Source organism: Flexivirga caeni (genome assembly GCF_003724155.1).
Classification (GTDB): Bacteria; Actinomycetota; Actinomycetes; order Actinomycetales; family Dermatophilaceae; genus Flexivirga; species Flexivirga caeni.
In genome coordinates, this window is sequence record NZ_RJJQ01000029.1 from 1 (window position 1) to 26,019 (window position 26,019).

Here is a 26,019-nt window from a genome sequence, read left to right on the forward strand (position 1 = left end):
CCGATTAGTGTGTCAACCCACCCCAGCCCACGCCGCTGACCAGCACAAACACAAACCGAACCCGCGATTCCTCACAAAGTGGCACGACTCAGGTCGCAAGTTGAAGACCATCACATCATCGACAATTTCCGGGTACCGTTTCACAATAGTCCCGTTACTGTCGACAATTGAAACCTCGGGTTCGTTCGCATGAATCTTTACAAACGTCGCAACCTCGGAGTGTCCGACGATGTCAGACTTTGTGATATTCGCCTCGCGGCCACTGAATTTCTGTCCCTTCGCAGACAGTTCTCGCACGGTTCCTTCGTGGTTGTCACATGTCTTGCAGGTTTCAAGCGCAAGCGGTTCCAGTAAGCCGACTTTGGGATCTGTCGCCGTACGATTAACGACTTCGATGTAGTACTCAGCAAACGCCGTCGCTCCGGCCTTGGTGTGCTGCCTCGCCGGCTCGGGAACACCGGCAGCACCAGCAGCAGTGCCACTCGACGTCACCGACGTGGTCGGCGGGGCCACGCCGCTGCTCGTCGACCCGGACCCGGTGGGTGCAGGCGCCACCCGCACCTCCACCGACGTCGTCGCAGCCGTCGACGCACCCTCAGCCTGGTGTCCCGACCCGCTGCTACACCCCGCCACGCCCCCGACGCTCACCGCGGCCACGACCGCACCGATCACTCGACTCGTGCGCATAATCCGCCCTCCCTGGGTGACGCCTGGGTGTTCGGTGATTATCGACTAACCACGGTGCATGGCGCGAGCCGAAACCGTCAAGACTCCGTCACGAAGTCGAGGCGCGCCATACCCGCCCCCACATCATCCGCCACACGACACACCGACAATCGGTTATCCACAGTGCGGCCACGGGATGGCCTCGATACGCCCTCGTCCGCTTCGCTCCCCCGGGCTACTGGACCACCCAGACCTCGCTCTACAATGCTCAAACGAGCCCCACTGTGCGCACATGAGTGCAGCACGACAGCGCGCCGTACTGTCCGTCGGCGCAGCGAGGCCGTCCGAAAGGATCACCAGTGAGTCAGGACGCAGCGCCGAGTCCCCTGCCAGCAGATGCCGAACGCGCCCTGCTCGCCGACGTCGCCCGCCGGTTCTATCTGCGGGACCAGTCGAAGATCGAGATCGGCAAGGACCTCGGGCTATCCCGCTTCAAGGTCGCCCGGCTGCTGGAGTCCGCCCGGGAGACCGGGATCGTACGCATCGAGATCGCGGGCGAGCCGACCGTCGATCTGCAGCTGTCACGGCAACTGACCTGCGCCCTCGACGTCGACAAGGCGCTGGTCGTGCGAGGCCACCCCCACCAGTCCGCCGCCGAGGCGCGGCGCAACCTCGGCGCCGCCGCAGCCGGCGAACTCACCCACCTGCTCGGGCCCTCGGACGTGCTCGGGCTGCCCTGGTCGCGCAGCGTCGCGGCCGCGGTGAGTGCCCTGCACAGCCTGCCCCCGGTGCCCATCGTGCAGTTGTCGGGGGCTCTCGCCATACCCGATCTGGAGTCGCCGGTCGAGCTCGTGCGATCCGCCGCGAAGCTCAGCGGCCGCGTGGCGCATCACTTCTACGCACCGCTCGTCGCCGCGGACGCGGCCAGCGCCGAGGTGCTGCGGCGTCAGCCAGGGGTGCGCGAAGCGCGTGGCCACGTTCCCGAGGTAACGGTGGCGGTTGTCGGGATCGGAGGCTGGGCGGCCGGCGAGTCGACCCTCTTCGACCTGGCCGACGATGCCGACCGTGTCGCGATGCGCGACGCAGGGGCGATCGGCGAGATCAGCGGGATCTTCATCAACACAGCCGGCCGCGCGGTCAACGGCGGGCTGGCCGACCGGATCATCACCCTGTCCGCAGAGCAACTGGCCGGCATACCGACCGTCATCGGCCTGGTCAGTGGCGCCGCCCGGGCCGACGTGGTGCGTGCCGCAGTCGCCGGGCACAAGGTGACCCGGCTGATCGTGGACGAGCCGCTTGCGCGCGCTCTCCTGGCGTAGCGATATCTTGGGCAGGTGGCACAACACTTTGACGTCGTCGTCCTCGGTGCAGGCCCCGGTGGGTATGTCGCTGCTATTCGCGCCAGCCAGCTCGGCCTCAAGACCGCCATCATCGAGAAGAAGTACTGGGGCGGTGTCTGTCTGAACGTCGGGTGCATCCCGTCCAAGGCACTGCTGCGCAATGCGGAGATCTCGCACATCCTGACCAAGGAGGCGAAGACTTACGGCATCTCGGGCGAGGCGACCATGGACTTCGGCTCGGCGTGGAAACGCAGCCGGGGCGTCGCGGACGCGAGCGCCAAGGGCGTGCACTACCTGATGAAGAAGAACTCGATCACCGAGTTCGAGGGCACCGGCACCTTCACCGACGCGCACACGATCCAGGTACAGCTGACGTCCGGCGACACCGAGACGGTCAGCGCGGACAACGTCATCATCGCCACCGGAGCGACCACCCGGCTGATCCCTGGCACGAACCTTTCCGGACGCGTCGTGACCTACGAGGAGCAGATCCTCACCGAGGAACTCCCCGGGTCGATCATCATCGCCGGATCCGGTGCGATCGGTGTCGAATTTGCTTACGTGCTCACCAATTACGGCGTCGACGTGACGATCGTGGAGTTCCTCGACCGGATGGTCCCGACCGAGGACGCCGACGTGTCCAAGGAACTGCTGCGGCAGTACAAGAAGCTCGGCGTGAACGTCCTGTTGTCGACCAAGGTGGAGTCCATCGAGGACTCCGGCTCCGGCCGGGTGTTGGTCACGGTCTCCCCCGCCGCCGGTGGTGAGTCGAAGGTGCTCGAAGCCGACAAGGTGCTGCAGGCCATCGGTTTCGCGCCGCGGCTGGACGGCTATGGCCTGGAGGTGACCGGCGTCGCCACGACCGACCGCGGCGCGATCGCGGTCGACGAGCGCGGCCGCACCAACGTCGAGGGCGTCTACGCCATCGGCGACGTGACCGGGAAACTGATGCTCGCCCACACGGCAGAGGCAATGGGTATCGTCGCGGCCGAGACGATCGGCGGCGCCGAGACCGTCGAGATCGACTTCGACATGATCCCGCGGGCGACCTTCTGCCAGCCGCAGATCGCCTCGTTCGGCTACTCCGAGCAGCAGGCGAAGGACAAGGGGTATGACGTGAAGACCGCGTCGTTCCCGTTCTCCGCCAACGGCAAGGCGCGCGGTATGGCGGAGACGGTCGGCTTCGTGAAGATCGTCGCGGACGCCGCGCACAATGAGCTGCTCGGCGCGCACCTGATCGGCCCCGAGGTCACCGAACTGCTTCCAGCACTGACGCTGGCACAGAAGTGGGACCTGACCGCCGACGAGGTGGCGCGCAACATCTTCGCGCACCCGACGCTGTCCGAGGCGATGAAGGAAGCCGTCGAAGGCATCGCCGGCCACATGATCAACCTCTGATCGAGCCGGCCGGGGTAGCGTCTGCTGGTATGTCGCAGCCGGACCGGCACGTCGCGTTCGTCCTCGGTGGCGGCGGGGTGCTCGGCGCCTCGCAGATCGGAGCCTTGCGCGCGCTCGTCGAGCGCGGCATCCGGCCCGATCTGGTCGTCGGCACCAGCATCGGGGCGATCAACGGTGCCTTCGTCGCCAGCGACCCGACGGTCGGAGGTGTCGAGCGGCTGACCGAGTTGTGGTCCTCCATGGGGAACGGCCGGTTGCTGCTCGGTTCCGATGCCCGCCGGCCGCACCGGCGGGCCGGACGCTCGCGCCGCTGGCGCACGCATCTCTACTCCCCTGGCCCGATGCTGCGCATCCTGCGCCAGGAATTGCCGGTGCAGACCTTCGAGGAGCTGGCGGTGCCGTACCAATGCGTCGCCGCGAGCGTGGAACACGCTGTGTCGCATTGGTTTTCGAGTGGCCCGCTACCTGTCGCCATCGCGGCGTCGTGTGCCGTGCCGGGCATGTTCCCACCAATGCAGATCGGCGGCGAGCACTTCTTCGACGGTGGTCTGGTGCACTCGATTCCGGTGGGCCGCGCGGTGAAGCTGGGCGCAACCGAGATCTACGTGCTGCAGGTCGGCCGGGTCGAGCAACCGCTCTCGCCGCCGAAATGGCCATGGGAGGTCGGGCAGGTGACGTTCGAGATCGCGCGGCGGCACCGCTACCTGGAGGAACTCGCGTCCGTGCCGCCCGGCATCACCGTGCACGTGCTGCCGACCGGGGCCGAGGACGCCCCCTCGGTCTCGCTGCTGCACATGAACCGCGAGTTCGTCAGCGGCCGCATCGACCGCGCCTACGACACAGCCCGGGGCTACCTGGACGCCGGGCAATGACCATCCCGGTGCCACCACGCATCGTGCGGCGCGTCATCTGTCATCCATTGCAGATCGTGCTGGGCGTGGCCGCGCTGCTGGTGTTGAGCATCGCGACGGGGATCGCGTTCGTCATCCAGTTGCCGGGACGGAGGCGACGGCTGGTTCGGGTGCTCGCCATGCTCACGGCGACCGTCCTCGCCGACCTGACGATCATCCTCGGAGCCTGGCGGCTCTGGTGCGCCCACCGGGTCAGACGACGCCGCGCCGAGACATGGGAGCACGACCACGTCGAGCTGATCGGGCGCACTCTGCACCGCGTCGTGCGCGTCGCCGAGCGGGTAGCGGGCCTGCGACTTGTCGTCACCATCGATCCACAGCTGCCGGACGAACCCGCCCCGCTGCTGGTCCTGTCGCGCCACGCCGGTCTCGGGGACTCGCCACTGATCGCCTACCTGCTCACCCATGAACTCGGCCGGGTGCCGCGCGTGCTGCTGAAGCGGTTCCTGCTCTGGGACGCAGCGGTCGATCTCGTGCTCGGCCGGCTCGGCGCCTACTTCCTGCCGCCGCAACGCGTGTCACCGGAGGAGCGCGACGCTCGGCTGCGGGAGTTCGCCGATCAGTCGAGGGACCGGGACGCATTGCTGCTCTTCCCCGAAGGGCGCAACTGGACACCGCATCGGTGGCGTGCACAACTCGCCGAATGCTCTGGCGCAGAAGCAGATTGGATACGCGCGCACCCGGCCGTGCTGCCGCCCCGAGCGGGCGGGGCGAGCCGCGTGCTGGAGTTGCGACCGGACGTCTGCACCGCGGTGGCCGCGCAACGCGGTCTGGACCCGCTGCACTCCGTGCGCAGCATCTGGGCGCACCTTCCGCTGCGCGAGCCGGTCGAGGTGACGGTGCGACGAGCCGACCCGCCGGCGCCGGGCGATGTCGAACCGTGGCTGTTCGACATGTGGGGGTGTATCGACGACTGGACCCGCGCGCGCCGGCCGGCGACGGATGGCCTTGCCTCGGACGATCCGACCGGCGCCGTCTTCCCAGCCTGACTCCACGTATCTTTCCGGCCGATGACCGACACTTGACCGATGCAACTGCTGCTCCTGCTGACTTCCGATGGCCGGACCTGGCTGGACAGGCACGTCCTCGACCCCGGGCGGCTTCCGTTGCTGCTGGCGCTCTTCGCGTTCATCGTCACGTTTCTCGTGACGCGCGCGATCACCCGGCTGATCCGCGCCGGACGCGGACCGTTCCGCAATCGGGTATCGCCCGAGGGCGTGCACGTGCACCACGCTGTCCCCGGCCTCATCGTGCTGCTCGTCGGCGCCTATCTGAGTCTCGGCAGCCAGGGCGCCCAACCCGGCGTCGGCATCGCGGGTCTCCTCATTGGCGTCGGCTCATCGCTGCTGCTGGACGAATTCGCGCTGATCCTGCATCTGCGGGACGTCTACTGGTCCGGCGAAGGCCGCGTGTCGGTTGAACTCGTGACTCTCACGACCGCGTGCCTCGCCTTGCTCACCGTGGGTCTGCAACCCTTTCACTTCCACCCGAAGTCGCAGGATCACTGGTTCCACCTGGTCATGCTTGCCGGCCTGCCGATCCACGTGTTCGCCGAGATCGTCGTGATGCTGAAGGGGAAGTACCACGTGGCACTGATCGGCGCCTTCCTCGCGCCAGTGGCCGTGTTCGCCGCGCTCACGCTCGGCCGGCCGCGATCGTGGTGGGCCCGTCGGCGCTACTCCCCGGCCAAGCAGCACCGTGCACTGGATCGCAGTCAGCGCTGGGATGCTCGCTGGGGCCGGCTGGCCGCAGGCTTCTCGGACTTCGTGGCCGGCAGCCCTACCCCGGCAGAGCGCAGCGAGCACAACTCGCGAGACTGACGCCCGAGAACCCGCCCGCCGCGTCCGTTCATCGAACGAGCCGCATCGCCCGCCCCGATCACATATTGTATTTCTCATGGACGTTCGGGCCTTGTTCCCCCGGTCCACGTCCCCGACGACGATTCAAAGGCAGGCGAGATGACACATAAAATCACGGGTGACCTCGTGCAGGCGGACTCGTTCTTCGTCGACGGCGACTGGAAACCTGCCCGCGCCGACGCACTCGACGTCATCGACCCCGGGCTCGGCACCGCGTTCAGCCGCATCGGCTCTGCCGAGCCGGCGGAGGTCGACCAGGCTGTCGCGGCGGCGCGCCGCGCCTTCGACGACGGACGGTGGACCGGCCTGTCCGGACAGGACCGGTCGCTGCTCATCTGGCGCCTCGCTGACCTGATCGAGACGAACGTCGAGCAACTCGCCCACCTCGAAAGCCGCGACGTCGGGATGCCGCTCGCCCAGGCGCGAGCGATGATCGGCGAGGCTGTGAAGATGTACCGCTACTATGCGGGTCTCGCCGACAAGGTGTATGGCGAGAGCATCGAAATCGGCTCCAGCGCCTTGCGATTCCAGGGTTACACCCGCAAGGAACCGGTCGGCGTCGCCGCGCTGATCACGTCCTGGAACGCCCCGATGGTCGGGCTGGGCATGAAGCTCCCGGCGGCCCTCGCGGCCGGGTGCTGCGTGGTCATCAAACCCTCCGAAGAGGCTTCGCTGTCGACCCTGGCCCTGGCCGCCCTTGCCACCGAGGCCGGCATACCAGGCGGTGTGGTCAACGTGGTCACCGGGGTGGGCACGACCACCGGCGACGCCCTGGTGAAACACCCGGAGGTCGATCTGGTGAGTTTCACCGGATCGATCCCCGTCGGCAAGCAGATCGCCCAATCGGCGCTGGGAAACCTCAAGAAGGTCACCCTTGAGCTCGGTGGCAAGTCAGCGATGATCGTGATGCCGGACGCAGATCTGGACGCAGCGATCCCCGCGCTGTCCCTCGCCGTGTTCTGGAACGCCGGACAGATCTGCACGGCCGGCACCCGCCTGCTCGTCCACCGATCCGTCGCCGAGCAGGTCGCGCAGGGCATCGCCGAGCACGGCCGCGCCCTGAAGATCGGCTACGGGCTGGACGACGGCAACGACCTCGGACCGCTCATCTCGCAGCGGCAGCTCGACCGGGTCGAGGGCTACGTGCACAGCGGCCGCGAAGACGGGGCGCGGGTGCTGTCCGGTGGCGAGCGCCTCGGGGAGCAGGGCTACTACTACGCACCCACCGTGCTGGCCGATGTCACGCCGGCCATGAAGGTGGTCAGCGAGGAGATCTTCGGCCCGGTGCTCGGCGTCATGGCCTTCGACACCGTGGACGAAGCCGTGCGCGTCGCCAACAACACGGAATACGGGCTGGCGGGGAGCGTCTGGAGCGGCGACGCCGCCACCGCACACTCGATCGCCCGGCGGCTACGCACCGGCAAGGTCGGCATCAACGTGCACCGTGCGGGCGGTGTCCAGATGCCGATCGGCGGCTACAAGGAGTCGGGCTGGGGACGTGAGTGCGGACCCGAGGGTCTCCAGGAGTACCTGGAGACCAAGTCGGTCATTCAGCCGTTGATCGGCTGACGTCAACGCCGCGGCCGGCTGAACCTGCTGCGGTAGGCGGCGGCTCCGGTCAGGCACCCGCGGACACGATGGAGAACGCCAGCCCGTCGATGCGGGCGCGCGCCTCGCCGTCGGTGGCGATCCGCTCGCCGATCCGCTGGGCGACGGTTTGCAACGCCTGCTGGGTCAGCCCGGGTCGCACTGCGAGCACCACCCGCAGTTCGCCGGGTGCCGACCCGGGCTCGCAGCGCGCCTCGGCAACGTCGGACTCGTCCGCGACAGCCTTCGAAATCGCTTCTCGCACATGGCCATCCAGGTGCGGCGGGTGCCACGTCATACGCTGGGCGAGCGCCCACAGCATGCTCGGGCGCACCACGAGAGACCGGGTCGCGAGGTCCAGGACGAGCACATCGCACTGCTCCGCGATGGCTGCCTGCGCGGCCACTTCGGCCCGCACGGGGGACGGCCGCGCGCTGGGATCCCACGCGGCCAGCGCCGCAGTGTCGGTGAAGACCGGCATTGCCCGTTCACCCGACGGCGCCGTGAGGGTCACCACCGCCATCTCGGTGTTCTTCTCGACGACCAGTTCACCGGACTCGTCCGCCTCGGCCAGCGCGGCGACGACCGGGACCAGCAGCCTGGCCCGCGCCAGGGCGGTCATCAGCTGCACTTCGTCCTCCGGATGGCGCAGCGCCGCCGCGAGTTGCGGGTCGATCGAGCCGTCGTCGTCATCGAAGCCGGTGCCGGTGAGGGATCGGCCGGAGAAGGTCTGCCCGGCGGAGTCGAAATGCTCCGGCAGCTCGCGCGACGCGTCGGTCACCGGCGCGGCTCCGGACGACCGGCGAGGTCCAGTGCGTCGGTGAGTGCGAAGGCACCCTTGTAGAGCGCGGATCCGATGATCGCGCCCTCCACACCGGCGGGCACGAGCGTGCGCAGCGTGCGGATGTCGTCGAGCGTGGAGACGCCCCCGGACGCGACGACGGGTCGATCGGTGCGAGCGCAGACATCTTGCAGCAGAACGACATTCGGGCCTTGCAGCATGCCGTCCTTGGCGACGTCGGTGACGACGTAGCGGGCGCAGCCCTCACGGTCGAGGCGGTCGAGCGTCTCCCACAGGTCGCCTCCCTCCCGGGTCCACCCCCGTGCCGCGAGGGTCGTGCCGCGCACGTCGAGACCGACGGCGATGCGATCACCGTGGGTCGCGATCGCCCGAGCGGTCCACTGGGGGTTCTCCAGCGCCGCGGTGCCGAGGTTGACGCGCCGGCAGCCGGTCGCGAGGGCTGCGGTGAGGGACTCTTCGTCGCGTATGCCGCCGGAGAGTTCCACCTGCAGGTCGAGCCGGCCGATGATGCCGGCCAGCAGCTCGGCGTTGCTGCCTCGGCCGAAGGCAGCATCGAGGTCGACCAGGTGCAGCCACTCGGCGCCCGCGTCCTGCCAGGCGAGCGCGGCGGCGAGCGGGTCGCCGAACTGACCTCCCGTGCCGGCGACACCTTGCACGAGTTGCACGGCCTGGCCGTCGGCGACGTCGACCGCCGGCAGCAGCTCGAGTCGGGGTGCAGCGTCTGACATTCGGGTCTCCTTGGCGTTCACAGCGTGGCGAGCCAGTTCTCGATCAGGTGCGCGCCCGCGTCACCGGACTTCTCGGGGTGGAACTGGGTGCCGGCGAGCGGTCCGTCCTCAACGGCCGCGACGAAGTCCTCGCCGTGGTTGCTGGTGGTCACCAACGGCTCTCCGACGACCCGGCTGGCGAGCAGCTGGCGGGCGGCATACGAATGCACGAAGTAGAAGCGTTCCTGCTCGATGCCCGCGAGCAGGCGAGATCCGGTCGCGGCGGCGACGGGCGACCAGCCCATGTGCGGCACGACGGGTGCGGCGAGCCGCTCGACAATGCCGGCGAAGAAGCCGAGCCCGGTGGGCGGCGGCTGGATGGACGTCGGCTCGGTCGATCCGTCGAAGAGCACCTGGAAGCCCACGCACACACCGAGCACCGGCCGCGCGAGCCGCAGCCGTTCCGCGACCAGCTGCGGGCCGCCCGCATCGCGCAACCCGGCCATGCAGGCATGGAAGGCACCTACGCCGGGGACGTAGAGCCCGTCGGCGTCCAGCACGGCCTGCCGGTCGGCCGTCAGGGTCACCTCGGCGCCCACGCGCTGCAACATGCGCACCACCGAGCGCACATTGCCGCTGCCATAGTCGAACACGACGACCTTGAGGCTCATAGCTGCTCCAGCTCGGCACGAATTTCGCTGTCTTCCTTGGTAACCCGGGAAAATCGCTCGATCGCCTTGGTGACCGGCTCGACCAGCACCGCACCCTCGGCATCCTTGACCTGCCCGCTGAGCAACCGCTCCCCCGGCAAAGCGAGCGCACCCATCAGGTCGGCGAGCACGTCATCCACCACCGACACTGGGTCGGTCAGGATCTCCCGGACGGCGCGGACCGACTCCGGCACGACACCAGCAGCCATCGCCAGGTCACCCGGCGCCGCCACGGGATGTCCGGGCAGACGGGCCACCCCGTCACCCCGCTCCCAGACGAGCCACCGGGGCAGCGCCCGCCAGCCGCGCGGATGCACCACCACTACGCCACGCTCGTCCAGCCGGAAGAGGCCGATCGCGGCGCGCATGCGCGCCGGCACCCGCCGGGCGAGCAGCATCGCGACCGCATCGTCATACGGTGCGCCGGCCTGGGACGGACCACCCGGCACCACCGCGCTCCACCCCGCGAGCGGGATGACGTATGACGGCACGACGCCCTGCCGCACCCACGCGGATGCGGTCTTGACGTCGCCGTGCACCAGGAGCACGCCGGAGCGTCGGGAGCGAACGGCGCGAGGCATGCGACCTACAGAGCTCCCTTGGCGCTGGGTATGCCGACGACGCGCGGGTCCCGCGCGATCGCGGCACGCAGCGCACGCGCGACAGCCTTGAATTGGGCCTCCACGATGTGGTGCGGGTCGCGCCCGGACAGCACGCGCACGTGCAGCGCGATGGCAGCGTGGTGCCCGAAGCTCTCCAGCACGTGCTGGGTGAGTGCACCGGTGTACGTCCCGCCGATGATCGCGTAGACCTGTCCCTCGGGCTCACCGGTGTGCACGACGTAGGGGCGGCCTGCGACGTCGACCACCGCATGCACCAGAGCTTCGTCCAACGGCACTGTGGCGTCACCGAACCGGGAGATCCCGGTCTTGTCGCCGAGCGCCTCCCGCACCGCCTGGCCCAGCACGATCGCCGTGTCCTCCACCGTGTGGTGGGCGTCGACGTCCAGGTCGCCGGTCGCCTGCACCCGCAGGTCGATGAGGCTGTGCTTGGCGAAGCTCTCCAGCATGTGGTCGTAGAAGCGGACACCCGTGGACACCTCGGCGGCGCCAGTGCCGTCCAGGTCGAGCGACAGCTCGACCTGGCTCTCCTTGGTCGCCCGCTCGATGTGGGCCGTGCGGTGCTCGGTCATGCGATCTCCTTCAACGCGCGCAGGACCGCGTCGTTCTCCTCCGGTGTGCCGGCGCTGATGCGCAGGTGGTGCGGTATGCCGACGTCGCGCACCAGCACTCCGCGGTCCAGCAGAGCCTGCCAGGTCGCTGCGGCGTCGTCGAAACCGCCGACCAGCACGAAGTTGGCGTCGCTGGGCACCGGTTGCAGTCCGAGCGCGGCGCATCCGGCGACCAGCTCGTCGCGTGTGACCTTGATCTGCTCGACCATCGCCAGCATGGTGTCGGTGTGTTCGAGCGCGGCACAGGCGACCGCCTGGGTCACCGTCGACAGGTGGTAAGGCAGCCGAACCAGGCGCAGCAGGTCGGTGAATTCCGCTGCTGCTGCGAGATATCCGAGCCGAGCACCGGCGAAGGCGAAGGCCTTGGACATCGTGCGGCTCACCACCAGCCGGTCGCGCCCGGGCAGCAGCGAGACGGCGCTCTGGGTGCCGGCGCGGGAGAACTCGGTGTAGGCCTCGTCGACGACCACGACGGCGCGATCGCTCGCGTCATACACCCGCAGGACGACATCGAGGTCGAGTGAGGTGCCGGTCGGGTTGTTCGGCGAGCACACGAAGATCAGCTCGGGGTCGTGCCGCCGCACCTGCTCGACCGCGAGGTCGCCGTCGAGGTCGAATCGGCCCGAGTCGGCATCGCGCAGCCCGTCGACCCAGGTGGTGCCATTGCGTTCGCTGATCAGCGGGTGCATGGAGTATGACGGGGTGAAACCCAGTGCGGTGCGTCCCGCTCCCCCGAACGCCTGCACGATGTGCTGCAGCACTTCGTTGGAACCGTTGGCCGCCCACACCTGCTCGGGAGTGACCGGCTCGCCGGTGGTGCGCACCAGATAACCGGCCAACAGCGTTCGCAGCCGGGTGAATTCGCGGTCCGGGTAGCGGTTCAGCGACGCGGCGACTTCCGCGACATCCCGCGCGATCTGGTCGACGACGACCTGCGGCACCGGGTATGACGATTCGTTGGTGTTGACCGCGACCGCAACGTCGAGTTGCGGTGCACCGTATGGCGTCTGGCCGCGCAGCTCCGGGCGGACCAGCTCCTGCAGGGTGCTCATTCGAATCGCGCGGTGACGGCGTCACCGTGGGCCGGCAGGTCCTCGGCGTTGGCCAGCGTGACCACCATGCCGGCAATGTCGGCGAGCGCGTCGCGCGTGTAGTCGACCACGTGGATACCGCGCAAGAACGTCTGCACCGATAATCCGCCGCTGTGGCAAGCACATCCGCCGGTCGGCAGCACGTGGTTGGAGCCGGCTGCGTAGTCGCCGAGGCTGACAGGTGCGTAATCGCCCACGAAGATGGCGCCCGCGTTGCGGATCCGGGCCGCGACCGCCGACGCGTCGCGGGTCTGGATCTCGAGGTGCTCGGCGGCATACGCGTCGACCACCCGGATGCCCTCCTCGATGCCGTCCACCAGCACGATGCCGGACTGGGGACCGCTGAGCGCCGTGCGCACCCGGTCGTGGTGCTTGGTGAGCGCGACGCGTTCTTCGAGCGCCTCCTCCACCTGTGCGGCAAGCGATTCGTTGTCGGTAACCAGCACGGAGGCGGCCAGCTCGTCGTGTTCGGCCTGACTGATCAGATCAGCGGCGACCAGCTGGGCGTCGGCGCTGTCGTCGGCCAGGATCGCGATCTCGGTGGGACCGGCCTCGGCGTCGATGCCGATGACTCCGAGCAGCAACCGCTTGGCTGCGGCCACATAGACGTTGCCCGGGCCGGTGACGAGATTGACCGGTTCACAGACTGTTTCACCAGTCTCGCCGAGCGCGCCATACGCGAACATCGCGACCGCCTGCGCACCACCGACGGCGTAGACCTCGTCGACGCCGAGCAGGCCGCAGGCGGCCAGGATCGTTGGGTCCGGGTAGCCGGCGAAGACGCCGACGTTGGACCGCTGCGGCGGGCTGGCGACCGCGAGGGAGCCGACGCCGGCGATCTGGGCGGGCACGACGTTCATCACGACGCTGCTGGGGTAAACCGCCTGGCCACCGGGCACGTAGAGGCCGACACGTTCGACGGGGACGTGCCGCTCGGTGACCGTGCCACCGGGGACCACCTGAGTCACGATCTCGGTGCGGGCCTGCGCATCGTGCACGACGCGCGCCCGGCCGATCGACTCCTGCAGCGCCGCGCGCAACTGCGGGTCGAGCTGGTCGACGGCGGCGGCGATCACGTCCGCGGGCACGCGCAGCGAGGGCGGACGAACGCCGTCGAAGCGTTCGTCGAGGTCGAGCACGGCCGCGGCTCCCCCGGCATGAACCTGCTCGCAGATGGGGCGCACGATGTCGAGTGCGGCTTCCACGTCGAGTTCGGCTCGGGGCAGCGCGTTGCGCAGGGCGAGGGCGTCGAGGTCTCGAAGCGCCGCACCACGCAGGTCCAGACGGTTGATCACGGCACTGATTCTAGTTGGGCGGGATTGTGCCCTCGGCGCGCCGTCCGGTCCCCGGAATCGCGCTGTTCCGGCCGGGCGGCTGGGAGACTGCAGCCATATTCGGAGCAGGAGGGTGCGATGAGCCTGGTGCAGGTGCACGCTGGCGTGACGACGACGTCGTGCTGGTCTTCGCGGTCATCGCCACGCTGGTTGCCGCGAGCGTCGTGCGCTGAGGCCCGCTCGGTGCCATCGCCGCGCACCCATGGCAGCGCGGCCGTCAGAAGCCCTCGCCCGTGCGGCCGCCATACGTGGCGATCTTGAACTCGGTTGCCGCCAGCGACAGCGTCAGTTCGCGCAGCTGCCGCCGGATCGTGTCGCGGTGCTCCACCAGCAGATCGAGCCGCTCGGGGACGGTCTGCGGACCGGCGTCGACCAGCGTGATGTAGTGCTGCAGGTCCCGCATCGGCATGCCGGACAACCGCATTCGGGTGATGAACACCAGCCGGCGTTGTGTCTCCGGGCCGTAGACGCGGCGCCCCGCGCTGTCGCGGTCCACCGTCAGCAGGCCGGCCGTCTCGTAGTAGCGCAGCGTGTGCGGGGACAGATCCAGCAACTCCGCCATCTCCGCGATGCCGAGCGACGCGAAGTCGTCACCGGTGTCCACCAGCCGGTGGATCGTCTCGACCGGCAGCGCGCCGTCCGCATCGGAGAACTCGCCGAGTTCCCGCAGAATACGCGTCATCAGCTCACTGGTCGCCATCGCTCACACCGCCCTTCTCGAAGGTGCCGACCCTGGGTAGTCGGCGCTGCGCGCAAGCCCGGCGAGCCGCTCGACGTGGGCCAGTCCGTCCCGGTGGGACCTGCTGATCCTCTCCACCGCCTCGGCCCCCAACGGTAGCCGCAGCGGCAGCTCCTCGCTCGCCACCAGATCCGCGATGATCGCGGCGGCGCGTGCCGGGTCACCCTCCTGGATGCCGTCGGCGCCGGCCAGATCCGCGCGGACCGGGCCCACCACATCGGCATACGCCTCCAGCTCGGGGGTGAGTGCGAGCGAGTGAGCGGTGTTGAATCCGGTGCGGAACCGGGACGGTTCGACGATCATCACGCGCACCCCGAACGGATCCAGTTCGGCTGCCAGTGCCTCGGACCAACCCTCGAGCGCGAATTTGCTCGCCGAGTAGGCACCGACCCCGGGGAACGAGATCCGGCCACCCTGACTGCTCAGCTGCACGATGGTCCCCGACCCCCGCTGCCGCATGCCCGGGATCACGAGGCGCGTCAGTGCCGCACAGGCGAAGAAGTTCAGTTCCAGCTGCTCCCGAAGGCCGGCCATCGTCACCTCCTCTGCCGAGCCGACGATCGCCCGTCCGGCGTTGTTGACCAGGACGTCCGGCACCCCGAAGGTGGCGGCGATCGCCTCGCCGACCCCGGCCACGTCGTGCTGATCGCGCAGATCTGCGGTCACCACGTGCAGTCGTGCCCCGTGTATGGCGGCCAGGTCTGCCAGCGCCTCGGTGTCGCGCACGACCGCGAGCACCTCACCTCCCCGGTCCAGGACCTCGGTCGCGAGGGCACAGCCGAAGCCCTGCGACGCACCGGTGATGACCCATTGCACATTGCCCGTCTCAGTTGTCATGACCGGGACGGTAGGAGTTCGAGCGCGCTCGAACGCAAGCGCTATCTGGTCGGGTCGGTGTCGCGATCGGAATCCGTTGGGCTGCCGTAGAAGTCGCGCTCGACGACCTCGCGGGCCCGCCGCGACACCCGCAGGTAGCGCTCGGACAGTTCGTGACCGGAGCCAACGGGGGAACCGAGGATGCGGGCGATGCCGTCCGCGTCCGCGAGCGACCCCGGCAGCGAGTCGACCGGGCGGCCACGCCAGAGCACCGACGCGTTGCGCAGCCGGCTGGCGAGCGTCCACGACTCGCGCAGCTTCGCCGCGTCGCGCACCTCGATCAGGCCCTGCTGCGCCATGACCCGCAACGGGGTCATCGTGCCGGGGTGACGCAAGTCCGGGATGTCATATGCGTGCTGCAGCTGCGCCAGCTGCACGGTCCACTCGACGTCGGACAACCCGCCGCGACCGAGCTTGAAGTGGGTGCGGATGTCGCCGCCGCGCGGCAGCCGCTCGGCCTCCATCCGCGCCTTGAGCATGCGGATCGCGCGCACCGCCGACGCGTCGATGCCGCCCTGCGGGTAGCGCAGCGGGTCGATCAGCTCGGTAAAGCGCGCCGCAAGCGCCTGGTCACCGGCGATGGGATTCGCCCGCAGCAGCGCCTGCGCCTCCCAGCCCTCCGACCAGCGCTCGTAGTAGGCGGCGTATGACGCGAGCGTTCGCACGATCGGGCCCGACCGACCCTCCGGCCGCAGATCGGCGTCCACCACGAGCGCCGGATCCGGCCCGGCCGCGCTGAGTCCGCTGCTGAGGTAGGTGACCACTTCCTCGGCCTGGCGCTGTGCGACCTGCGGGTCGGCGCCGGGCAGCGGATCGTGCACGAACATCACGTCCGCGTCCGATGCGTAACCCATCTCGCGACCACCCAGCCGGCCCATCCCGATGATCGTCATGGCCGTCGAAAGCGTCTGCCCCGAGTCCCGTTCGACGTGACGCACCGCCAGGTCGAGCGCGCCCTGCAGCGTCGCAGCCGCAAGGTCGGTCAGCGAGCGCTCGACGGTGTCCAGGTCGATGGCCCCGGTGAGGTCGGCGACCGCGATGCGGATGAGTTCGTCGCGGCGCGCCGACCGAATCGCGAGCAGAGCGGCGGCGTCATCGGGCTGGCGCTCGACCGCGGACTGCATCACCGTCAGCAGTTGCTCCCGGCTCAGTGGCACGAGCGCGTAGTGGGACCCGAAGACGCGCACCGCCGACGGCGCGTTCTCGAGCAGTTGTCCGACATACCGGCTGGCTGCCAGCGACCGGGCCAGCGTCTCGGCAGCTCGTCCTTCGTCGCGGAGCATCTTCAGGAACCAGTGCGTCGAGCCAAGGGCATCGCTCAGCTTGCGGAACGCCAGCAGTCCGAGGTCGGGATCGACCTCCTCGGAGAACCACTGCAGCATCACCGGCAGCAGCGTGCGCTGGATCGCGGCGCGCCGGCTGACGCCCGAGGTCAGCGCCTCCAGGTGCCGCACCGCACCCTTCGCATCGCGGAAACCCAGTGCGGCGAAACGGTCTTCGGCGTTCGCCCGCGTCAGCTGGGCGTCGTCGACGGACAGGTTTGCGACAGCGGTCAGCAGCGGCCGATAGAAGATCCGCTCGTGCAGCCGTCGCACACCCGCGGCACGCTCGCGCCACTGCCGGACGACCTCCGTCTCCGGATCGACCCGGAGGCCGACCGACCGGCCGAGCGCGCGCAGCTCGGCCGGGTTGTTCGGGATGAGGTGGGTGCGCCGCATCCGGGACAACTGAATGCGGTGTTCGAGCACCCGCAGCTGCCGGTATGCCTGGTCGAGCTCGTGGGCGTCGACGCGACCGATGTAACCGCCCCGCGACAGGGACTCCATGGCAGCGAGAGTGCCGCGATTGCGCAGTCGCTCGTCGGTGCGGCCGTGCACCAATTGCAAGAGCTGCATGCTGAATTCGATGTCGCGCAGCCCGCCGGGGCCGAGCTTCAGCTGACGGCCGGCCTCCGCCGCGGGCACGTGGGCCTCCACCCGCCGCCGCATCGCCTGCACATCCTCGACGAAGTGCTCACGGTCGGCGGCGCGCCATACCAGCGGCTGGACGGCGTCGAGGTACGCCGCCCCGATCTCTTCGTCACCGGCGATCGGACGAGCCTTCAGCAGTGCCTGGAACTCCCAGGTCTTCGCCCAGCGGTCGTAGTAGGCCCGGTGGGAGTCCACCGTCCGCACCAGCGGACCCTGCTTGCCTTCCGGCCGCAGCGCCGGATCCACTTGCCACAGAGCGCCTTCGCCGGTGGACACCGAACAAGCCCGCATGACCTCGGTCGCGAGCTTCGCACCGACCTCCATCGCGTGCGCCTCGGTGACACCGTCGGCCGGCTCCGCGACGAAGACGACGTCGACATCGCTGATGTAATTGAGCTCCCGGCCGCCGCACTTGCCCATGCCGATCACCGTCAGCCGGCAGCTGTCGGAGTCCGGAACGGTGTGCCGCGCGATCTCCAACGCCGCACCAACGGCCGCACCGGCAAGTTCGGCAAGTGCTTCGGACACCTCCGGCAGGAGCTCGACCGCATCGCCGGTCAGGTCGACGGCGGCGATCTGCACGAGCTGCCGGTAATAGGCGACACGCAGGGCGTCATACGCCGGGGTTCCGGTCGCATCCCCCACCGCGTCCGTGAGCAGCGCGTAGAGCTGCTCCCTGTCGCGGATCCGTGCGGCGACGACGTCGTGCCAGCGCTCCGGGTGTCGCACCAGGTGATCGGTCAGTGCGGTGGACGCGCCGAGCACCGCGACCAGGCGATTCCAGCCGTCCTTGTCTTGCGCGAAAAGTGTTGTCAATGCGTTACTTTCGCGCGCGGGAAGCACCTCACTGAGGCGCACCAGCCCGAGCAGCGCGTGGTCCGGCGATGCCGCCTTGCCCAGTGATGCCACCGCGTCGGCCACCTCGGTGGCCGGCAGCCGGAGTTCGTCGAGCATGCGCGGGGCCCGCTCGGGCTCGGTGAAGCCCGCGCGGGCCAGTGCGGTGAGCGAGACCGTCACGCGCGGATCACAGCCTGCCGAGATATTGGTCCAGCTCGTATTGCGTGACCTGGTCGCGGTAGGCCGCCCACTCGGCGCGCTTGTTGCGCAGGAAGAAGTCGAAGACGTGCTCGCCGAGGGTCTCGGCGACCAGTTCGCTGTGCTCCATCAGGTGGATCGCGTGGTCGAGAGACGCCGGCAGCGGGTCGATGCCCATCGCCCGCAGTTCGCGGTCGGTGAGCGTCCACACGTTGTCCTCCGCCTCCGGCGGCAGCTCGTAGCCCTCGTCGACGCCCTTCATCCCGGCGGCGAGCACGACGGCATACGCGAGGTAGGGGTTGGCCGCCGAGTCGAGCGACCGCACTTCGATGCGCGAGCTCTGCCCCTTGGACGGCTTGTACATCGGCACCCGCACCATCGCGCTGCGGTTGTTGTGCCCCCAGCAGACGTATGGCGGCGCCTCCGCCCCACTCCAGATCCGCTTGTAGGAGTTGACCCACTGGTTGGTCACGGCGCTGATCTCACCGGCGTGACGCAGAATTCCCGCGATGAATCTCCTTGCCGTGGTTGACAGTTGGTATGGCGCGCCCGCTTCGAAGAACGCATTGCGGTCGCCCTCGAAGAGCGACACGTGGGTGTGCATGCCCGAGCCCGGAGCGTCGGCGAGCGGTTTGGGCATGAAGGACGCGAAGACGCCCTGTTCCAGCGCGACCTCCTTGATGACCGTGCGGAAGGTCATGATGTTGTCGGCGGTGCTGAGCGCGTCGGCGTACCGCAGGTCGATCTCGTTCTGGCCGGGCCCGCCCTCGTGGTGGGAGAACTCCACCGAGATGCCCATCTGCTCCAGCAGCGAAATCGCCGACCGGCGGAAGTCGTGTCCCGTGCCGTGCGGGACATGGTCGAAGAAGCCCGCCTGGTCGACCGGGGTGGGCGGCTGCCCCGGCTTGAGGTCCTTCTCGAAGAGGTAGAACTCGATCTCCGGGTGCGTGTAGAAGGTCAGCCCCTTGTCGGCGGCCTTGCCGAGCGCGCGCTGCAGCACGAAGCGCGGGTCCGCCATACTCGCCGAACCGTCCGGCAGCCGGATGTCGCAGAACATCCTTGCGGTGCCTGGGTTTTCGCCACGCCAGGGCAGCACCTGGAACGTGTCGGCATCGGGAACGACCAGCATGTCCGACTCGTAAACCCGTGCCAAGCCCTCGATGGCGCTGCCGTCGAAGCCGATGCCCTCCGCGAATGCGCCCTCGAGCTCGGCGGGAGCCACCGCCACCGACTTCAGCGTGCCGAGCACGTCGGTGAACCACAGCCGGATGAACCGGATGTCGCGTTCCTCGATGGTCCGCAGTACGTACTCCTGTTGGCGATCCATCGCGTTCAGCCCTCCTCGCCGCGCGGGGCGGCTATGTGCGGCCTCGGCCCGCGAGACTCCTGTTGCCGATCCATGAGCAAATCCTGCCCTACTCGCCCGCTCGGGGTCCTGCCGCCCGGCATCCGGGCTCCGGCCGACTCGCGGCGGCACTACGCTCGGTGTCTATGACGGACAAGACCTCGGAAGTCACCGCGCCCTACGGCACTGGAGCTCAGGCGGCACCGCAGCGGCGCATCCGGGTGCCGCACCTGCAGGCTCGCAAGGAGCGAGGCGAGAAGTGGGCGATGCTCACGGCATACGACATGTATGCCGCGGAGATCTTCGACGAGGCCGGCATTCCGGTGCTGCTGGTCGGCGACTCGGCCGGAAACAACGTCTTCGGCTTCGAAACGACGGTGCCGGTGACTGTCGACCACCTGCTGCCGCTGGTGCGGGCGGTCAGCACCGCGACCTCGCGCGCCATGGTGGTCGCGGACCTGCCGTTCGGCTCCTACCAGGCCAGTCCGCAGCAAGCGCTGGAGACTGCGGCTCGCTTCATGAAGGAAGGCCTGGCGCACGCGGTCAAGCTCGAGGGCGGCAAGGCGATGGTGCCCGAGATCGAATTGCTGGTGCGCGCCGGCATCCCGGTGATGGGGCACATCGGGTTCACTCCGCAGAGTGAGCACGTGCTGGGCGGCTACCGGGTGCAAGGACGCGGCGAGGGCGCCGAGCGGCTGCTGCAGGATGCCCTCGCGCTGCAGGCCGCCGGCTGTTTCTCGGTGGTGATGGAGATGGTGCCGGCGCCCGCTGCGCAACAGGTGACCGAGGCGTTGTCGATCCCGACGATCGGCATCGGTGCCGGGCCGCATTGCGACGCCCAGGTGCTGGTCTGGCAGGACATGGCCGGGCTGCGCGGTGGCAAGGCGCCGCGGTTCGTGAAGAAGTATGCCGACCTGCGCGCCGAGCTCGGACGTGCCGCCCAGGATTACGCGCGCGAAGTCGCGTCCGGCGAATTCCCTTCCGCTGCGGAGAGTTTCGAGTCCTGAGCTGCGGGTTTCCGGCGCTTGGGCACCGAGAACCACATGACGACCGCGCCGAGCAGGCCGAACACGCCGGACACCACGATGCCCGCGCTGAGGGCGACGGCGGCGGTGATCCAGGACAGGACGGCCGGCCCGACCGTCGACCCGGCGTCGGACAGCTCGCGCCAGATGCCCAGGAACTGTGCGCGCCCGACGTCCGGCGAGTAGTCAGCGCCGAGCGTCATCACCATGCCCGAGCCGATGCCGTTGCCGAAGCCGAGCGCGCAGGCCACGACGCACAGCAGCACCGGCCCGTGGGCCAGCGGGATCGCCATCATCGACAGTCCCATCACGATCATCGACGGCACGGTCACCCAGCGCCGGCCGAACACGTCCATGACCTTGCCGGCCGGGTAGAAGACGAGCATGTCGATGCCGCCGGCGATTCCGTAGATGACCGATGTCGTCTGCGCGGAGATGCCGAGGTGCTCGGCCCACAGCGGTATGACGGCCTGGCGGGTCGCCCGGATCATCGAGACGAGCAGGACGCCCATACCGACGGTGAGGAAGATCTTGCGGTAATCGACCAGCACCCGGCGCACTGTTGCGGCGTCGGCCGGCGTGCCGTCCACGGCCTCGTGGGGCGGTAGGTCCTGCAACGTCGCGCCGAGCACTCCGGCGAGCGCGAGGGCGATAACGCAGACGGCATACGCACCACGCAAGTGCCAGAAACCCATGGCGGCCGCGCCCACGAACGGGCCGATGAACATGCCGACGCGCATCACTCCCCCGAGCGTCGACAGCGCGCGGGCCCGGTAGCGCGCAGGGATCGCCTCGGTCAGGTAGCTCTGCCGCGCGAGCATGAAGACGGAGCCGCTCACGCCCATCAGGAAGGCGCCGATCGCGAAGATCAGCAACGAATTCGCGACCATGCAGGTCGCCGCAGCAACCACGCCGACGATGGCGGCACCGATGATCGCGTGACGCTCGCCATACCGGTCGGTGATCATCGAGCTGGGGACGTTGAAGACCAGCGAGCCGATGTTGAGCAGGGTCACCATCAGTGCGGCCGTCGCGACCGAGCCGCCGAGGTCGCGCGCCGACAGCGGCACGACCGGGAGCATTGCGCCCTCGGCCAGGCCGAAGAGCAGTGACGGTGCGTATGCCGGGATCGCCAGTCGTCGCAGGTCGAAGTCGGGCGTAGCAGTCATTGTTAGCTAGTCTAACGATCCGTTCAGGATGGGGTGGCAGGGCGACCGTCAGATGACTTGACCTTGACGCAGCGTCAGGGTCGCAAGCTCGTCGTATGACCACCACACCAGCGATCGAGATCACCGGACTCACCAAGTCCTTCGGCGACAACGCCGTGCTGCGCGGAGTCGAGCTGGCGGTGCCGGCCGGCGCCGTCTTCGCGCTGCTCGGGTCCAACGGCGCGGGCAAGACGACACTGGTCCGGATCCTGAGCACACTGTCCAAAGCCGACAGCGGGCATGCCGCCGTGGCAGGCTTCGATCTTGCGACACAGACAGCGAAGGTGCGTCAATCGATAAGCCTCACAGGGCAGTTCGCCGCTGTCGACGAGATCCTCACCGGGCGCGAGAACCTCCAGCTCATTGCAGAGTTGCGGCACCTGGACCGCCGCCGGGAGATCGCCGACGACTTGCTCGGACGCTTCGGCCTGACCGACGCGGCCGACAAGCGCGCCGGGGTCTACTCCGGTGGCATGCGCCGCCGGCTCGACATTGCGATGAGCCTCATCGGCGACCCACCGGTGCTCTTCCTCGACGAGCCGACCACTGGACTGGACCTCCAGTCGCGCAACGAGGTCTGGGCGACGATCCGTGACCTCGCAGGGCAGGGCAGGACGGTCTTGCTGACGACTCAATATCTCGAAGAAGCCGAGCAACTCGCCGACCGGATCGCCATCCTGCACCAGGGCACGATCATCGCCAGCGGCACGCTCCCCGAACTGAAGGGACTGTTGCCACCGAAGAAGATCGAGTATGTCGAGAAGCAGCCGACTCTCGAAGAAGTGTTCCTCGCCATTGTCGGCGGGTCCGGCGAACGGCGCGACGGCCGCCCGAGCACGGCGGTGTCGCGATGACCGGACACGCACTGCGCGACGTCGTCGCGCTGTCCAAACGATCGCTGCGACACGTCCTGCGCAGTCCCGACACGATCGTCACCACGGCGATCATGCCGGTCGCGATGCTGCTGCTCTTCGTCTATGTGTTCGGCGGCGCCATACACGCCGGACACGGGAAGTATGTCGACTACCTACTTCCCGGGATCCTGCTGATCACGGTCGCATCCGGGGTCGGTTACGCAGCTTTCCGCCTCTTCAGCGACGTCGACGGCGGCATCTTCGAGCGCTTCACCGCGATGCCGATCACGCGATCCGCGCTGTTGTGGGCGCACGTGCTGACCTCGGTGGTGGCCAACTTCGTCTCACTGGTATTCGTCGTGCTCATCGCACTCGCGATGGGGTTCCGTTCCGGCGCAGGGCTTTCCGGATGGCTGGCAGTTGTCGGGCTGGTGCTGCTCTTCACCCTGGCACTCACCTGGCTGGCGATGATCCCGGGCCTGACGGCCAAGACGGTCGACGGAGTGAGCGGCATCTCCTACCCGCTCATCTTCCTGCCGTTCGTGAGTTCGGCCTTCGTGCCAACAGGCGGTATGCCGGCGCCGGTGCGCCGGTTCGCCGAGCACCAGCCGGTCACCTCGATCGTCGACACGATCCGTGGCGTGTTCGCCCAGCAGCCGGTCGGGCATCACGCGTGGGTGGCGGTCGCCTGGTGTGCCGGTCTGCTGCTCGTCGCCTACGTGCTGGCGATGCGCACCTTCCGGCGCAAGCTGTCGTGACGAGAAGGGGCTACGTTGACCGGAACTGTTCGAGGCGAGCCAGGAGCCGGTGAGGTCATGCTGACGAGTCGGGCAACGCTCAGCATCGGTCAGCTCGCGGCATACGCCGGGGTGACCGTGCGCACGGTGCGGCATTATCACGCCAAAGGGCTGTTGCCCGAGCCGGCGCGTGACTGCTCGGGGTACCGGCGGTATGACGCGTCGGCGGTGATCGACCTGATCCGGATCCGCACGCTGGCCGACGCGGGAGTGCCGCTCTCGCGGGCGCGCGAACTGCTTGCGGCCGGGCCGGAGGAGTTCGCTGCCGCGATCGACGAGGTCGATCGCCGGCTGCGGGCCGAGATCCGGGAGCGTCAGCGGCACCGTGCTCGCATTGCGCAGCTGGCTGCCGGGGACAGGGTCGCGCTCCCGACTGAAGCGGTCGCCTATCTCGACAGGTTGCGAGACCTGGGGTTCTCGGAGTTGTTCGTCAGCGGTGAACGTGACGCGTGGATCCTGGTCGCAGCCCGGCTGCCGGAACAGATGCCGCTGTATATGGCGGCCAAGCAGCAGCAGCTCGCCGACCCCGCGACGCTGGCGCTCTATCGGGACCTCGCCGCGGCTGTCGAATGGGATGCGGCCGACCCGCGTCTGGTGGGTGTGGCCGACCGGCTCGTTGGCCTGCTCGAAGCAGCCCATCCCGCCGGGCGCGACTCGGGTGCTGGCGGCGTGCCGGAAAGCCTTGCCGCACTGCTGGATTCGATCTTCATGTCCATGGTTCCCACCGCCCCTCGGCTGCGGCAGCTGGTCGAAGAGCGTGGGTGGACCGGGTGGACGAACTTCACGCGGATCGCGCAGTCGCGGTGAACCTCGGCACCGGGCTTCGGGGCAGCGGCGGCAGTCCGAGCTTGCGACCTTCGTCGAGGCGGGCCGTGCCCACCTGCAGCAGCTGCGCGGGGTGGGAGGTGAGCGCTCGTCGCAAGACCTCGACCTCGTGGAGTGCCCGCGCCCGTTCGTGCGGCTGGATCAGCCCGCGCGCACAGGCCGCATCGAACTCATCGCCGTCCTCGACGCCGAACTCACCGTCTTTCGTGAGGTAGGGGTCCAGCTCAAGGTCGTCATACGACCAGGTGTCCTCGAATCTCGTTGCGGGAGTGGCGATATCGACGTGTATGACGTAGTCGATGCCGTGGACCCAATGGCCGACGTACCAGCCGTCGACGGGGAGCAGGATGACGCTGTCCCTTCCCACAAGGTCTGTGCCCTGGGCGACTTCGCACGTCTCAGTGCGGCCGTCGGCGTGAACGCCGGTGTAGGTCGAGTGCTCGGGCGTGAACACCCAGGTCCCGTAGTCGTCTTCGCCCAGTTCGTATCCGCGCCAGCTGCCCACGCCCGCGGGGCGCTTGCACTTGCGAATCGTGACGATGCGCATCGTGGCTCCTCGGGCGTGTGTGTCGGCTACTCGCACCGTATCGCCGGGTAGGACCGTGGAGCGCATGGTGGCCGAGTAGCCGGAGAGCTGTGCCTTGAGTAGCGGAGGAGCTGTGCCCTGAGTAGCGGAGGAGCTGTGCCCTGAGTAGCGGAGGAGCGCAGCGGGGGAGCGTATCGAAGGGCGCAGCGGAGGAGTCCGTATCGAGATCAGCCGCTGGACCTGGTCGTGGGCGCTGGAGGATGGGCGGAAGTACCTATGGGCGCGGCGGTTTCGGCCGGAGGGGTTGTCGGTGGTCGCACCTAAACTTGGTGCAAGAAGCAAGGCAGCGGCGACCGTGAGGGAGGTGACCGGTGATGGCGGGCGACGGTGAACGGGATGACAACGAGCAGAGTGATGGCGAGGGCCGTGAGGACCGGCCGGCCAGCGTGGGTTGGGTCGACTTATCCGGGTTGCCCGAGACGGTGATCGGCGCGGTCACCTTGCTGGTGGAGCAGGCCGCCCCGAGCCGCGGAAGCGATTGTCGTCCTTGCGGTTTCGGCCGGGAGGGGTTGTCGGTGGTCGCACCTAGAATTGGGGACAAGAAGCAAGGCAGCGGCGACCGTGAGGGAGGTGACCGGTGATGGCGGATGACGGTGGGCAGCGCGATGGTGAGCAGTTCGGCGAGGCGTCTGGTGCGCGCGTGCTGGACGTGTCCGGTCTGCCCGAGACTGTCGTCGCCGCGGTCACCTTGCTGGTGGAGCAGGCCGCCCGCCCCGCCGAACGCGACGCTGGCCACGGTGCTGATGCTGTGTCGCGGGAGCTGTTGGGTGATGTGGTGCAGGCGGCGGAGGTGGTGAAGGGGTTCGCGGACGCGTGCTTGGTGGATGCGACGTCGGGTTTGGTGGCGGATGTGGCCGCGGATCATGGTGTCCCAGCCGATGATCCGCGGTTCGCGGAGAAGGTTGCGGTGTACCGCAAGAACGCGTGCCGGGCGGTGGTGCACGAGGTGCAGTTGTTGACGGGGTGCACGCTGACCGCGGCCCGGGACCGGGTGCGGTTCGCAACGGCAATGCCCGAACGGGTCGCCGGGCCCTGCGTGTCAAGGTGAGTTGAGTCCAGTGCCCGTTAGCAAAGTTGACCCCTGCAGGGCGAGTTGAGGAACCTGATTTTTGATGAGTAGTTC

Annotated in this window: 27 protein-coding genes; 13 read left to right on the forward strand and 14 right to left on the reverse strand. The window is 68.6% G+C overall.

Going from position 1 to position 26,019, the window contains the following annotated elements; all coding sequences use genetic code 11:
• Positions 1-12 precede the first annotated feature (12 nt).
• The gene (locus tag EFY87_RS20125; protein WP_148043413.1) at positions 13-513 is read right to left on the reverse strand and encodes a hypothetical protein; all 501 of its coding nucleotides are present in this window, start codon (positions 511-513) and stop codon (positions 13-15) included.
• Between the two features lie 512 nt (positions 514-1,025).
• Between EFY87_RS20125 and EFY87_RS19170 the strand changes: the two genes are divergently transcribed.
• The 6 genes from EFY87_RS19170 to EFY87_RS19195 all read left to right on the forward strand — a co-directional run bounded on the left by EFY87_RS19170 (position 1,026) and on the right by EFY87_RS19195 (position 7,743).
• The gene (locus tag EFY87_RS19170; RefSeq protein WP_158607720.1) at positions 1,026-1,985 is read left to right on the forward strand and encodes a sugar-binding transcriptional regulator; all 960 of its coding nucleotides are present in this window, start codon (positions 1,026-1,028) and stop codon (positions 1,983-1,985) included.
• 15 nt (positions 1,986-2,000) lie between these two features.
• Positions 2,001-3,404, forward strand: a complete 1,404-nt coding sequence (gene lpdA, locus EFY87_RS19175; RefSeq protein ID WP_123273094.1) for a dihydrolipoyl dehydrogenase — start codon at positions 2,001-2,003, stop codon at positions 3,402-3,404.
• Between the two features lie 29 nt (positions 3,405-3,433).
• Complete coding sequence (locus tag EFY87_RS19180) at positions 3,434-4,276, forward strand: patatin-like phospholipase family protein (RefSeq protein WP_123273095.1); 843 nt, start codon at positions 3,434-3,436, stop codon at positions 4,274-4,276.
• On the forward strand, positions 4,273-5,304 hold the full coding sequence (locus EFY87_RS19185) for a 1-acyl-sn-glycerol-3-phosphate acyltransferase (RefSeq protein ID WP_123273096.1): 1,032 nt from the start codon (positions 4,273-4,275) through the stop codon (positions 5,302-5,304). The genes EFY87_RS19180 and EFY87_RS19185 overlap by 4 nt, the downstream gene beginning before the upstream one ends.
• A 39-nt stretch (positions 5,305-5,343) precedes the next feature.
• The gene (locus EFY87_RS19190; protein ID WP_220093719.1) at positions 5,344-6,135 is read left to right on the forward strand and encodes a hypothetical protein; all 792 of its coding nucleotides are present in this window, start codon (positions 5,344-5,346) and stop codon (positions 6,133-6,135) included.
• A gap of 138 nt (positions 6,136-6,273) precedes the next feature.
• The gene (locus EFY87_RS19195) at positions 6,274-7,743 is read left to right on the forward strand and encodes an aldehyde dehydrogenase family protein (RefSeq protein WP_123273097.1); all 1,470 of its coding nucleotides are present in this window, start codon (positions 6,274-6,276) and stop codon (positions 7,741-7,743) included.
• A 49-nt stretch (positions 7,744-7,792) separates the two neighbouring features.
• Here the strand turns inward: EFY87_RS19195 and EFY87_RS19200 are convergent, their stop codons facing one another.
• Genes EFY87_RS19200 through hisD form a run of 7 tightly spaced genes read right to left on the reverse strand, consistent with a single transcriptional unit; the run spans position 7,793 to position 13,597 of the window.
• Positions 7,793-8,542 (reverse strand): SseB family protein, encoded by a 750-nt coding sequence (locus EFY87_RS19200; protein ID WP_123273098.1) that lies wholly within the window; start codon positions 8,540-8,542, stop codon positions 7,793-7,795.
• Positions 8,539-9,291: a bifunctional 1-(5-phosphoribosyl)-5-((5-phosphoribosylamino)methylideneamino)imidazole-4-carboxamide isomerase/phosphoribosylanthranilate isomerase PriA gene (priA, locus tag EFY87_RS19205; protein ID WP_123273118.1), complete on the reverse strand. Its 753-nt coding sequence runs from the start codon at positions 9,289-9,291 to the stop codon at positions 8,539-8,541. The genes EFY87_RS19200 and priA overlap by 4 nt, the downstream gene beginning before the upstream one ends.
• Positions 9,292-9,308: 17 nt before the next feature.
• On the reverse strand, positions 9,309-9,941 hold the full coding sequence (hisH, locus tag EFY87_RS19210) for an imidazole glycerol phosphate synthase subunit HisH (protein ID WP_123273099.1): 633 nt from the start codon (positions 9,939-9,941) through the stop codon (positions 9,309-9,311).
• Entirely contained in the window at positions 9,938-10,561 is a 624-nt protein-coding gene (locus EFY87_RS19215; RefSeq protein WP_148043414.1) for a hypothetical protein, read from the reverse strand. The genes hisH and EFY87_RS19215 overlap by 4 nt, the downstream gene beginning before the upstream one ends.
• A 5-nt stretch (positions 10,562-10,566) precedes the next feature.
• Positions 10,567-11,172, reverse strand: coding sequence for an imidazoleglycerol-phosphate dehydratase HisB (hisB, locus tag EFY87_RS19220; protein ID WP_123273101.1), 606 nt, complete (start codon positions 11,170-11,172; stop codon positions 10,567-10,569).
• Positions 11,169-12,263, reverse strand: coding sequence for a histidinol-phosphate transaminase (locus tag EFY87_RS19225; RefSeq protein ID WP_123273102.1), 1,095 nt, complete (start codon positions 12,261-12,263; stop codon positions 11,169-11,171). The genes hisB and EFY87_RS19225 overlap by 4 nt, the downstream gene beginning before the upstream one ends.
• Positions 12,260-13,597 carry a histidinol dehydrogenase gene (hisD, locus tag EFY87_RS19230; protein WP_123273103.1) on the reverse strand — a complete coding sequence of 446 codons (1,338 nt, stop codon included), beginning with the start codon at positions 13,595-13,597 and terminating at the stop codon, positions 12,260-12,262. The genes EFY87_RS19225 and hisD overlap by 4 nt, the downstream gene beginning before the upstream one ends.
• A 14-nt stretch (positions 13,598-13,611) precedes the next feature.
• On the opposite strand from hisD, the gene EFY87_RS19235 reads away from it, so the two are divergent.
• The gene (locus EFY87_RS19235) at positions 13,612-13,809 is read left to right on the forward strand and encodes a hypothetical protein (RefSeq protein ID WP_148043415.1); all 198 of its coding nucleotides are present in this window, start codon (positions 13,612-13,614) and stop codon (positions 13,807-13,809) included.
• 44 nt (positions 13,810-13,853) lie between these two features.
• On the opposite strand, the gene EFY87_RS19240 is transcribed toward EFY87_RS19235, so the two are convergent.
• Genes EFY87_RS19240 through EFY87_RS19255 form a run of 4 tightly spaced genes read right to left on the reverse strand, consistent with a single transcriptional unit; the run spans position 13,854 to position 19,583 of the window.
• A complete protein-coding gene (locus EFY87_RS19240; protein WP_123273105.1) occupies positions 13,854-14,336 on the reverse strand; it encodes a MerR family transcriptional regulator in 483 nt (160 codons plus the stop codon).
• Positions 14,337-14,339: 3 nt separating this feature from the next.
• Positions 14,340-15,212 carry an SDR family NAD(P)-dependent oxidoreductase gene (locus EFY87_RS19245; RefSeq protein WP_123273106.1) on the reverse strand — a complete coding sequence of 291 codons (873 nt, stop codon included), beginning with the start codon at positions 15,210-15,212 and terminating at the stop codon, positions 14,340-14,342.
• A gap of 41 nt (positions 15,213-15,253) precedes the next feature.
• Positions 15,254-18,238 carry a bifunctional [glutamine synthetase] adenylyltransferase/[glutamine synthetase]-adenylyl-L-tyrosine phosphorylase gene (locus EFY87_RS19250; protein ID WP_123273107.1) on the reverse strand — a complete coding sequence of 995 codons (2,985 nt, stop codon included), beginning with the start codon at positions 18,236-18,238 and terminating at the stop codon, positions 15,254-15,256.
• Positions 18,239-18,245: 7 nt separating this feature from the next.
• The gene (locus EFY87_RS19255; RefSeq protein ID WP_123273108.1) at positions 18,246-19,583 is read right to left on the reverse strand and encodes a glutamine synthetase family protein; all 1,338 of its coding nucleotides are present in this window, start codon (positions 19,581-19,583) and stop codon (positions 18,246-18,248) included.
• Positions 19,584-19,747: 164 nt separating this feature from the next.
• On the opposite strand from EFY87_RS19255, the gene panB reads away from it, so the two are divergent.
• The gene (panB, locus tag EFY87_RS19260) at positions 19,748-20,608 is read left to right on the forward strand and encodes a 3-methyl-2-oxobutanoate hydroxymethyltransferase (protein WP_123273109.1); all 861 of its coding nucleotides are present in this window, start codon (positions 19,748-19,750) and stop codon (positions 20,606-20,608) included.
• Here the strand turns inward: panB and EFY87_RS19265 are convergent.
• Positions 20,548-21,795 (reverse strand): MFS transporter, encoded by a 1,248-nt coding sequence (locus tag EFY87_RS19265; RefSeq protein ID WP_123273110.1) that lies wholly within the window; start codon positions 21,793-21,795, stop codon positions 20,548-20,550. The genes panB and EFY87_RS19265 overlap by 61 nt on opposite strands.
• 95 nt (positions 21,796-21,890) lie before the next feature.
• Between EFY87_RS19265 and EFY87_RS19270 the strand changes: the two genes are divergently transcribed.
• Genes EFY87_RS19270 through EFY87_RS19280 form a run of 3 tightly spaced genes read left to right on the forward strand, consistent with a single transcriptional unit; the run spans position 21,891 to position 24,292 of the window.
• A complete protein-coding gene (locus EFY87_RS19270; protein WP_123273111.1) occupies positions 21,891-22,688 on the forward strand; it encodes an ABC transporter ATP-binding protein in 798 nt (265 codons plus the stop codon).
• A complete protein-coding gene (locus EFY87_RS19275) occupies positions 22,685-23,446 on the forward strand; it encodes an ABC transporter permease (protein WP_123273112.1) in 762 nt (253 codons plus the stop codon). Before EFY87_RS19270 ends, EFY87_RS19275 begins: the two co-directional genes overlap by 4 nt.
• Positions 23,447-23,503: 57 nt before the next feature.
• Positions 23,504-24,292, forward strand: coding sequence for a MerR family transcriptional regulator (locus EFY87_RS19280; RefSeq protein ID WP_123273113.1), 789 nt, complete (start codon positions 23,504-23,506; stop codon positions 24,290-24,292).
• Here EFY87_RS19280 and EFY87_RS19285 read toward each other — a convergent pair.
• Entirely contained in the window at positions 24,267-24,857 is a 591-nt protein-coding gene (locus tag EFY87_RS19285; protein WP_158607721.1) for a ribonuclease FAU-1 family protein, read from the reverse strand. The genes EFY87_RS19280 and EFY87_RS19285 overlap by 26 nt on opposite strands.
• 353 nt (positions 24,858-25,210) lie before the next feature.
• Between EFY87_RS19285 and EFY87_RS19290 the strand changes: the two genes are divergently transcribed.
• Positions 25,211-25,477, forward strand: a complete 267-nt coding sequence (locus tag EFY87_RS19290; RefSeq protein WP_148043416.1) for a hypothetical protein — start codon at positions 25,211-25,213, stop codon at positions 25,475-25,477.
• Positions 25,477-25,944: a hypothetical protein gene (locus EFY87_RS19295; RefSeq protein WP_123273116.1), complete on the forward strand. Its 468-nt coding sequence runs from the start codon at positions 25,477-25,479 to the stop codon at positions 25,942-25,944. The genes EFY87_RS19290 and EFY87_RS19295 overlap by 1 nt, the downstream gene beginning before the upstream one ends.
• The last annotated feature ends 75 nt before the right edge of the window (positions 25,945-26,019 follow it).

Bases quoted from the DNA above. Each gene is read 5' to 3' on its own strand.
- EFY87_RS19180 (WP_123273095.1), top strand. From the start codon at position 3,434: ATGTCGCAGCCGGACCGGCACGTCGCGTTCGTCCTCGGTGGCGGCGGG.
- EFY87_RS19185 (WP_123273096.1), top strand. From the start codon at position 4,273: ATGACCATCCCGGTGCCACCACGCATCGTGCGGCGCGTCATCTGTCAT.
- EFY87_RS19190 (WP_220093719.1), top strand. From the start codon at position 5,344: ATGCAACTGCTGCTCCTGCTGACTTCCGATGGCCGGACCTGGCTGGAC.
- EFY87_RS19195 (WP_123273097.1), top strand. From the start codon at position 6,274: ATGACACATAAAATCACGGGTGACCTCGTGCAGGCGGACTCGTTCTTC.
- priA (WP_123273118.1), bottom strand. From the start codon at position 9,291: ATGTCAGACGCTGCACCCCGACTCGAGCTGCTGCCGGCGGTCGACGTC.
- hisH (WP_123273099.1), bottom strand. From the start codon at position 9,941: ATGAGCCTCAAGGTCGTCGTGTTCGACTATGGCAGCGGCAATGTGCGC.
- EFY87_RS19215 (WP_148043414.1), bottom strand. From the start codon at position 10,561: ATGCCTCGCGCCGTTCGCTCCCGACGCTCCGGCGTGCTCCTGGTGCAC.
- hisB (WP_123273101.1), bottom strand. From the start codon at position 11,172: ATGACCGAGCACCGCACGGCCCACATCGAGCGGGCGACCAAGGAGAGC.
- EFY87_RS19225 (WP_123273102.1), bottom strand. From the start codon at position 12,263: ATGAGCACCCTGCAGGAGCTGGTCCGCCCGGAGCTGCGCGGCCAGACG.
- EFY87_RS19240 (WP_123273105.1), bottom strand. From the start codon at position 14,336: ATGGCGACCAGTGAGCTGATGACGCGTATTCTGCGGGAACTCGGCGAG.
- EFY87_RS19245 (WP_123273106.1), bottom strand. From the start codon at position 15,212: ATGACAACTGAGACGGGCAATGTGCAATGGGTCATCACCGGTGCGTCG.
- EFY87_RS19255 (WP_123273108.1), bottom strand. From the start codon at position 19,583: ATGGATCGCCAACAGGAGTACGTACTGCGGACCATCGAGGAACGCGAC.
- panB (WP_123273109.1), top strand. From the start codon at position 19,748: ATGACGGACAAGACCTCGGAAGTCACCGCGCCCTACGGCACTGGAGCT.
- EFY87_RS19265 (WP_123273110.1), bottom strand. From the start codon at position 21,795: ATGACTGCTACGCCCGACTTCGACCTGCGACGACTGGCGATCCCGGCA.
- EFY87_RS19270 (WP_123273111.1), top strand. From the start codon at position 21,891: ATGACCACCACACCAGCGATCGAGATCACCGGACTCACCAAGTCCTTC.
- EFY87_RS19275 (WP_123273112.1), top strand. From the start codon at position 22,685: ATGACCGGACACGCACTGCGCGACGTCGTCGCGCTGTCCAAACGATCG.
- EFY87_RS19280 (WP_123273113.1), top strand. From the start codon at position 23,504: ATGCTGACGAGTCGGGCAACGCTCAGCATCGGTCAGCTCGCGGCATAC.
- EFY87_RS19285 (WP_158607721.1), bottom strand. From the start codon at position 24,857: ATGCGCATCGTCACGATTCGCAAGTGCAAGCGCCCCGCGGGCGTGGGC.
- EFY87_RS19290 (WP_148043416.1), top strand. From the start codon at position 25,211: ATGGCGGGCGACGGTGAACGGGATGACAACGAGCAGAGTGATGGCGAG.
- EFY87_RS19295 (WP_123273116.1), top strand. From the start codon at position 25,477: ATGGCGGATGACGGTGGGCAGCGCGATGGTGAGCAGTTCGGCGAGGCG.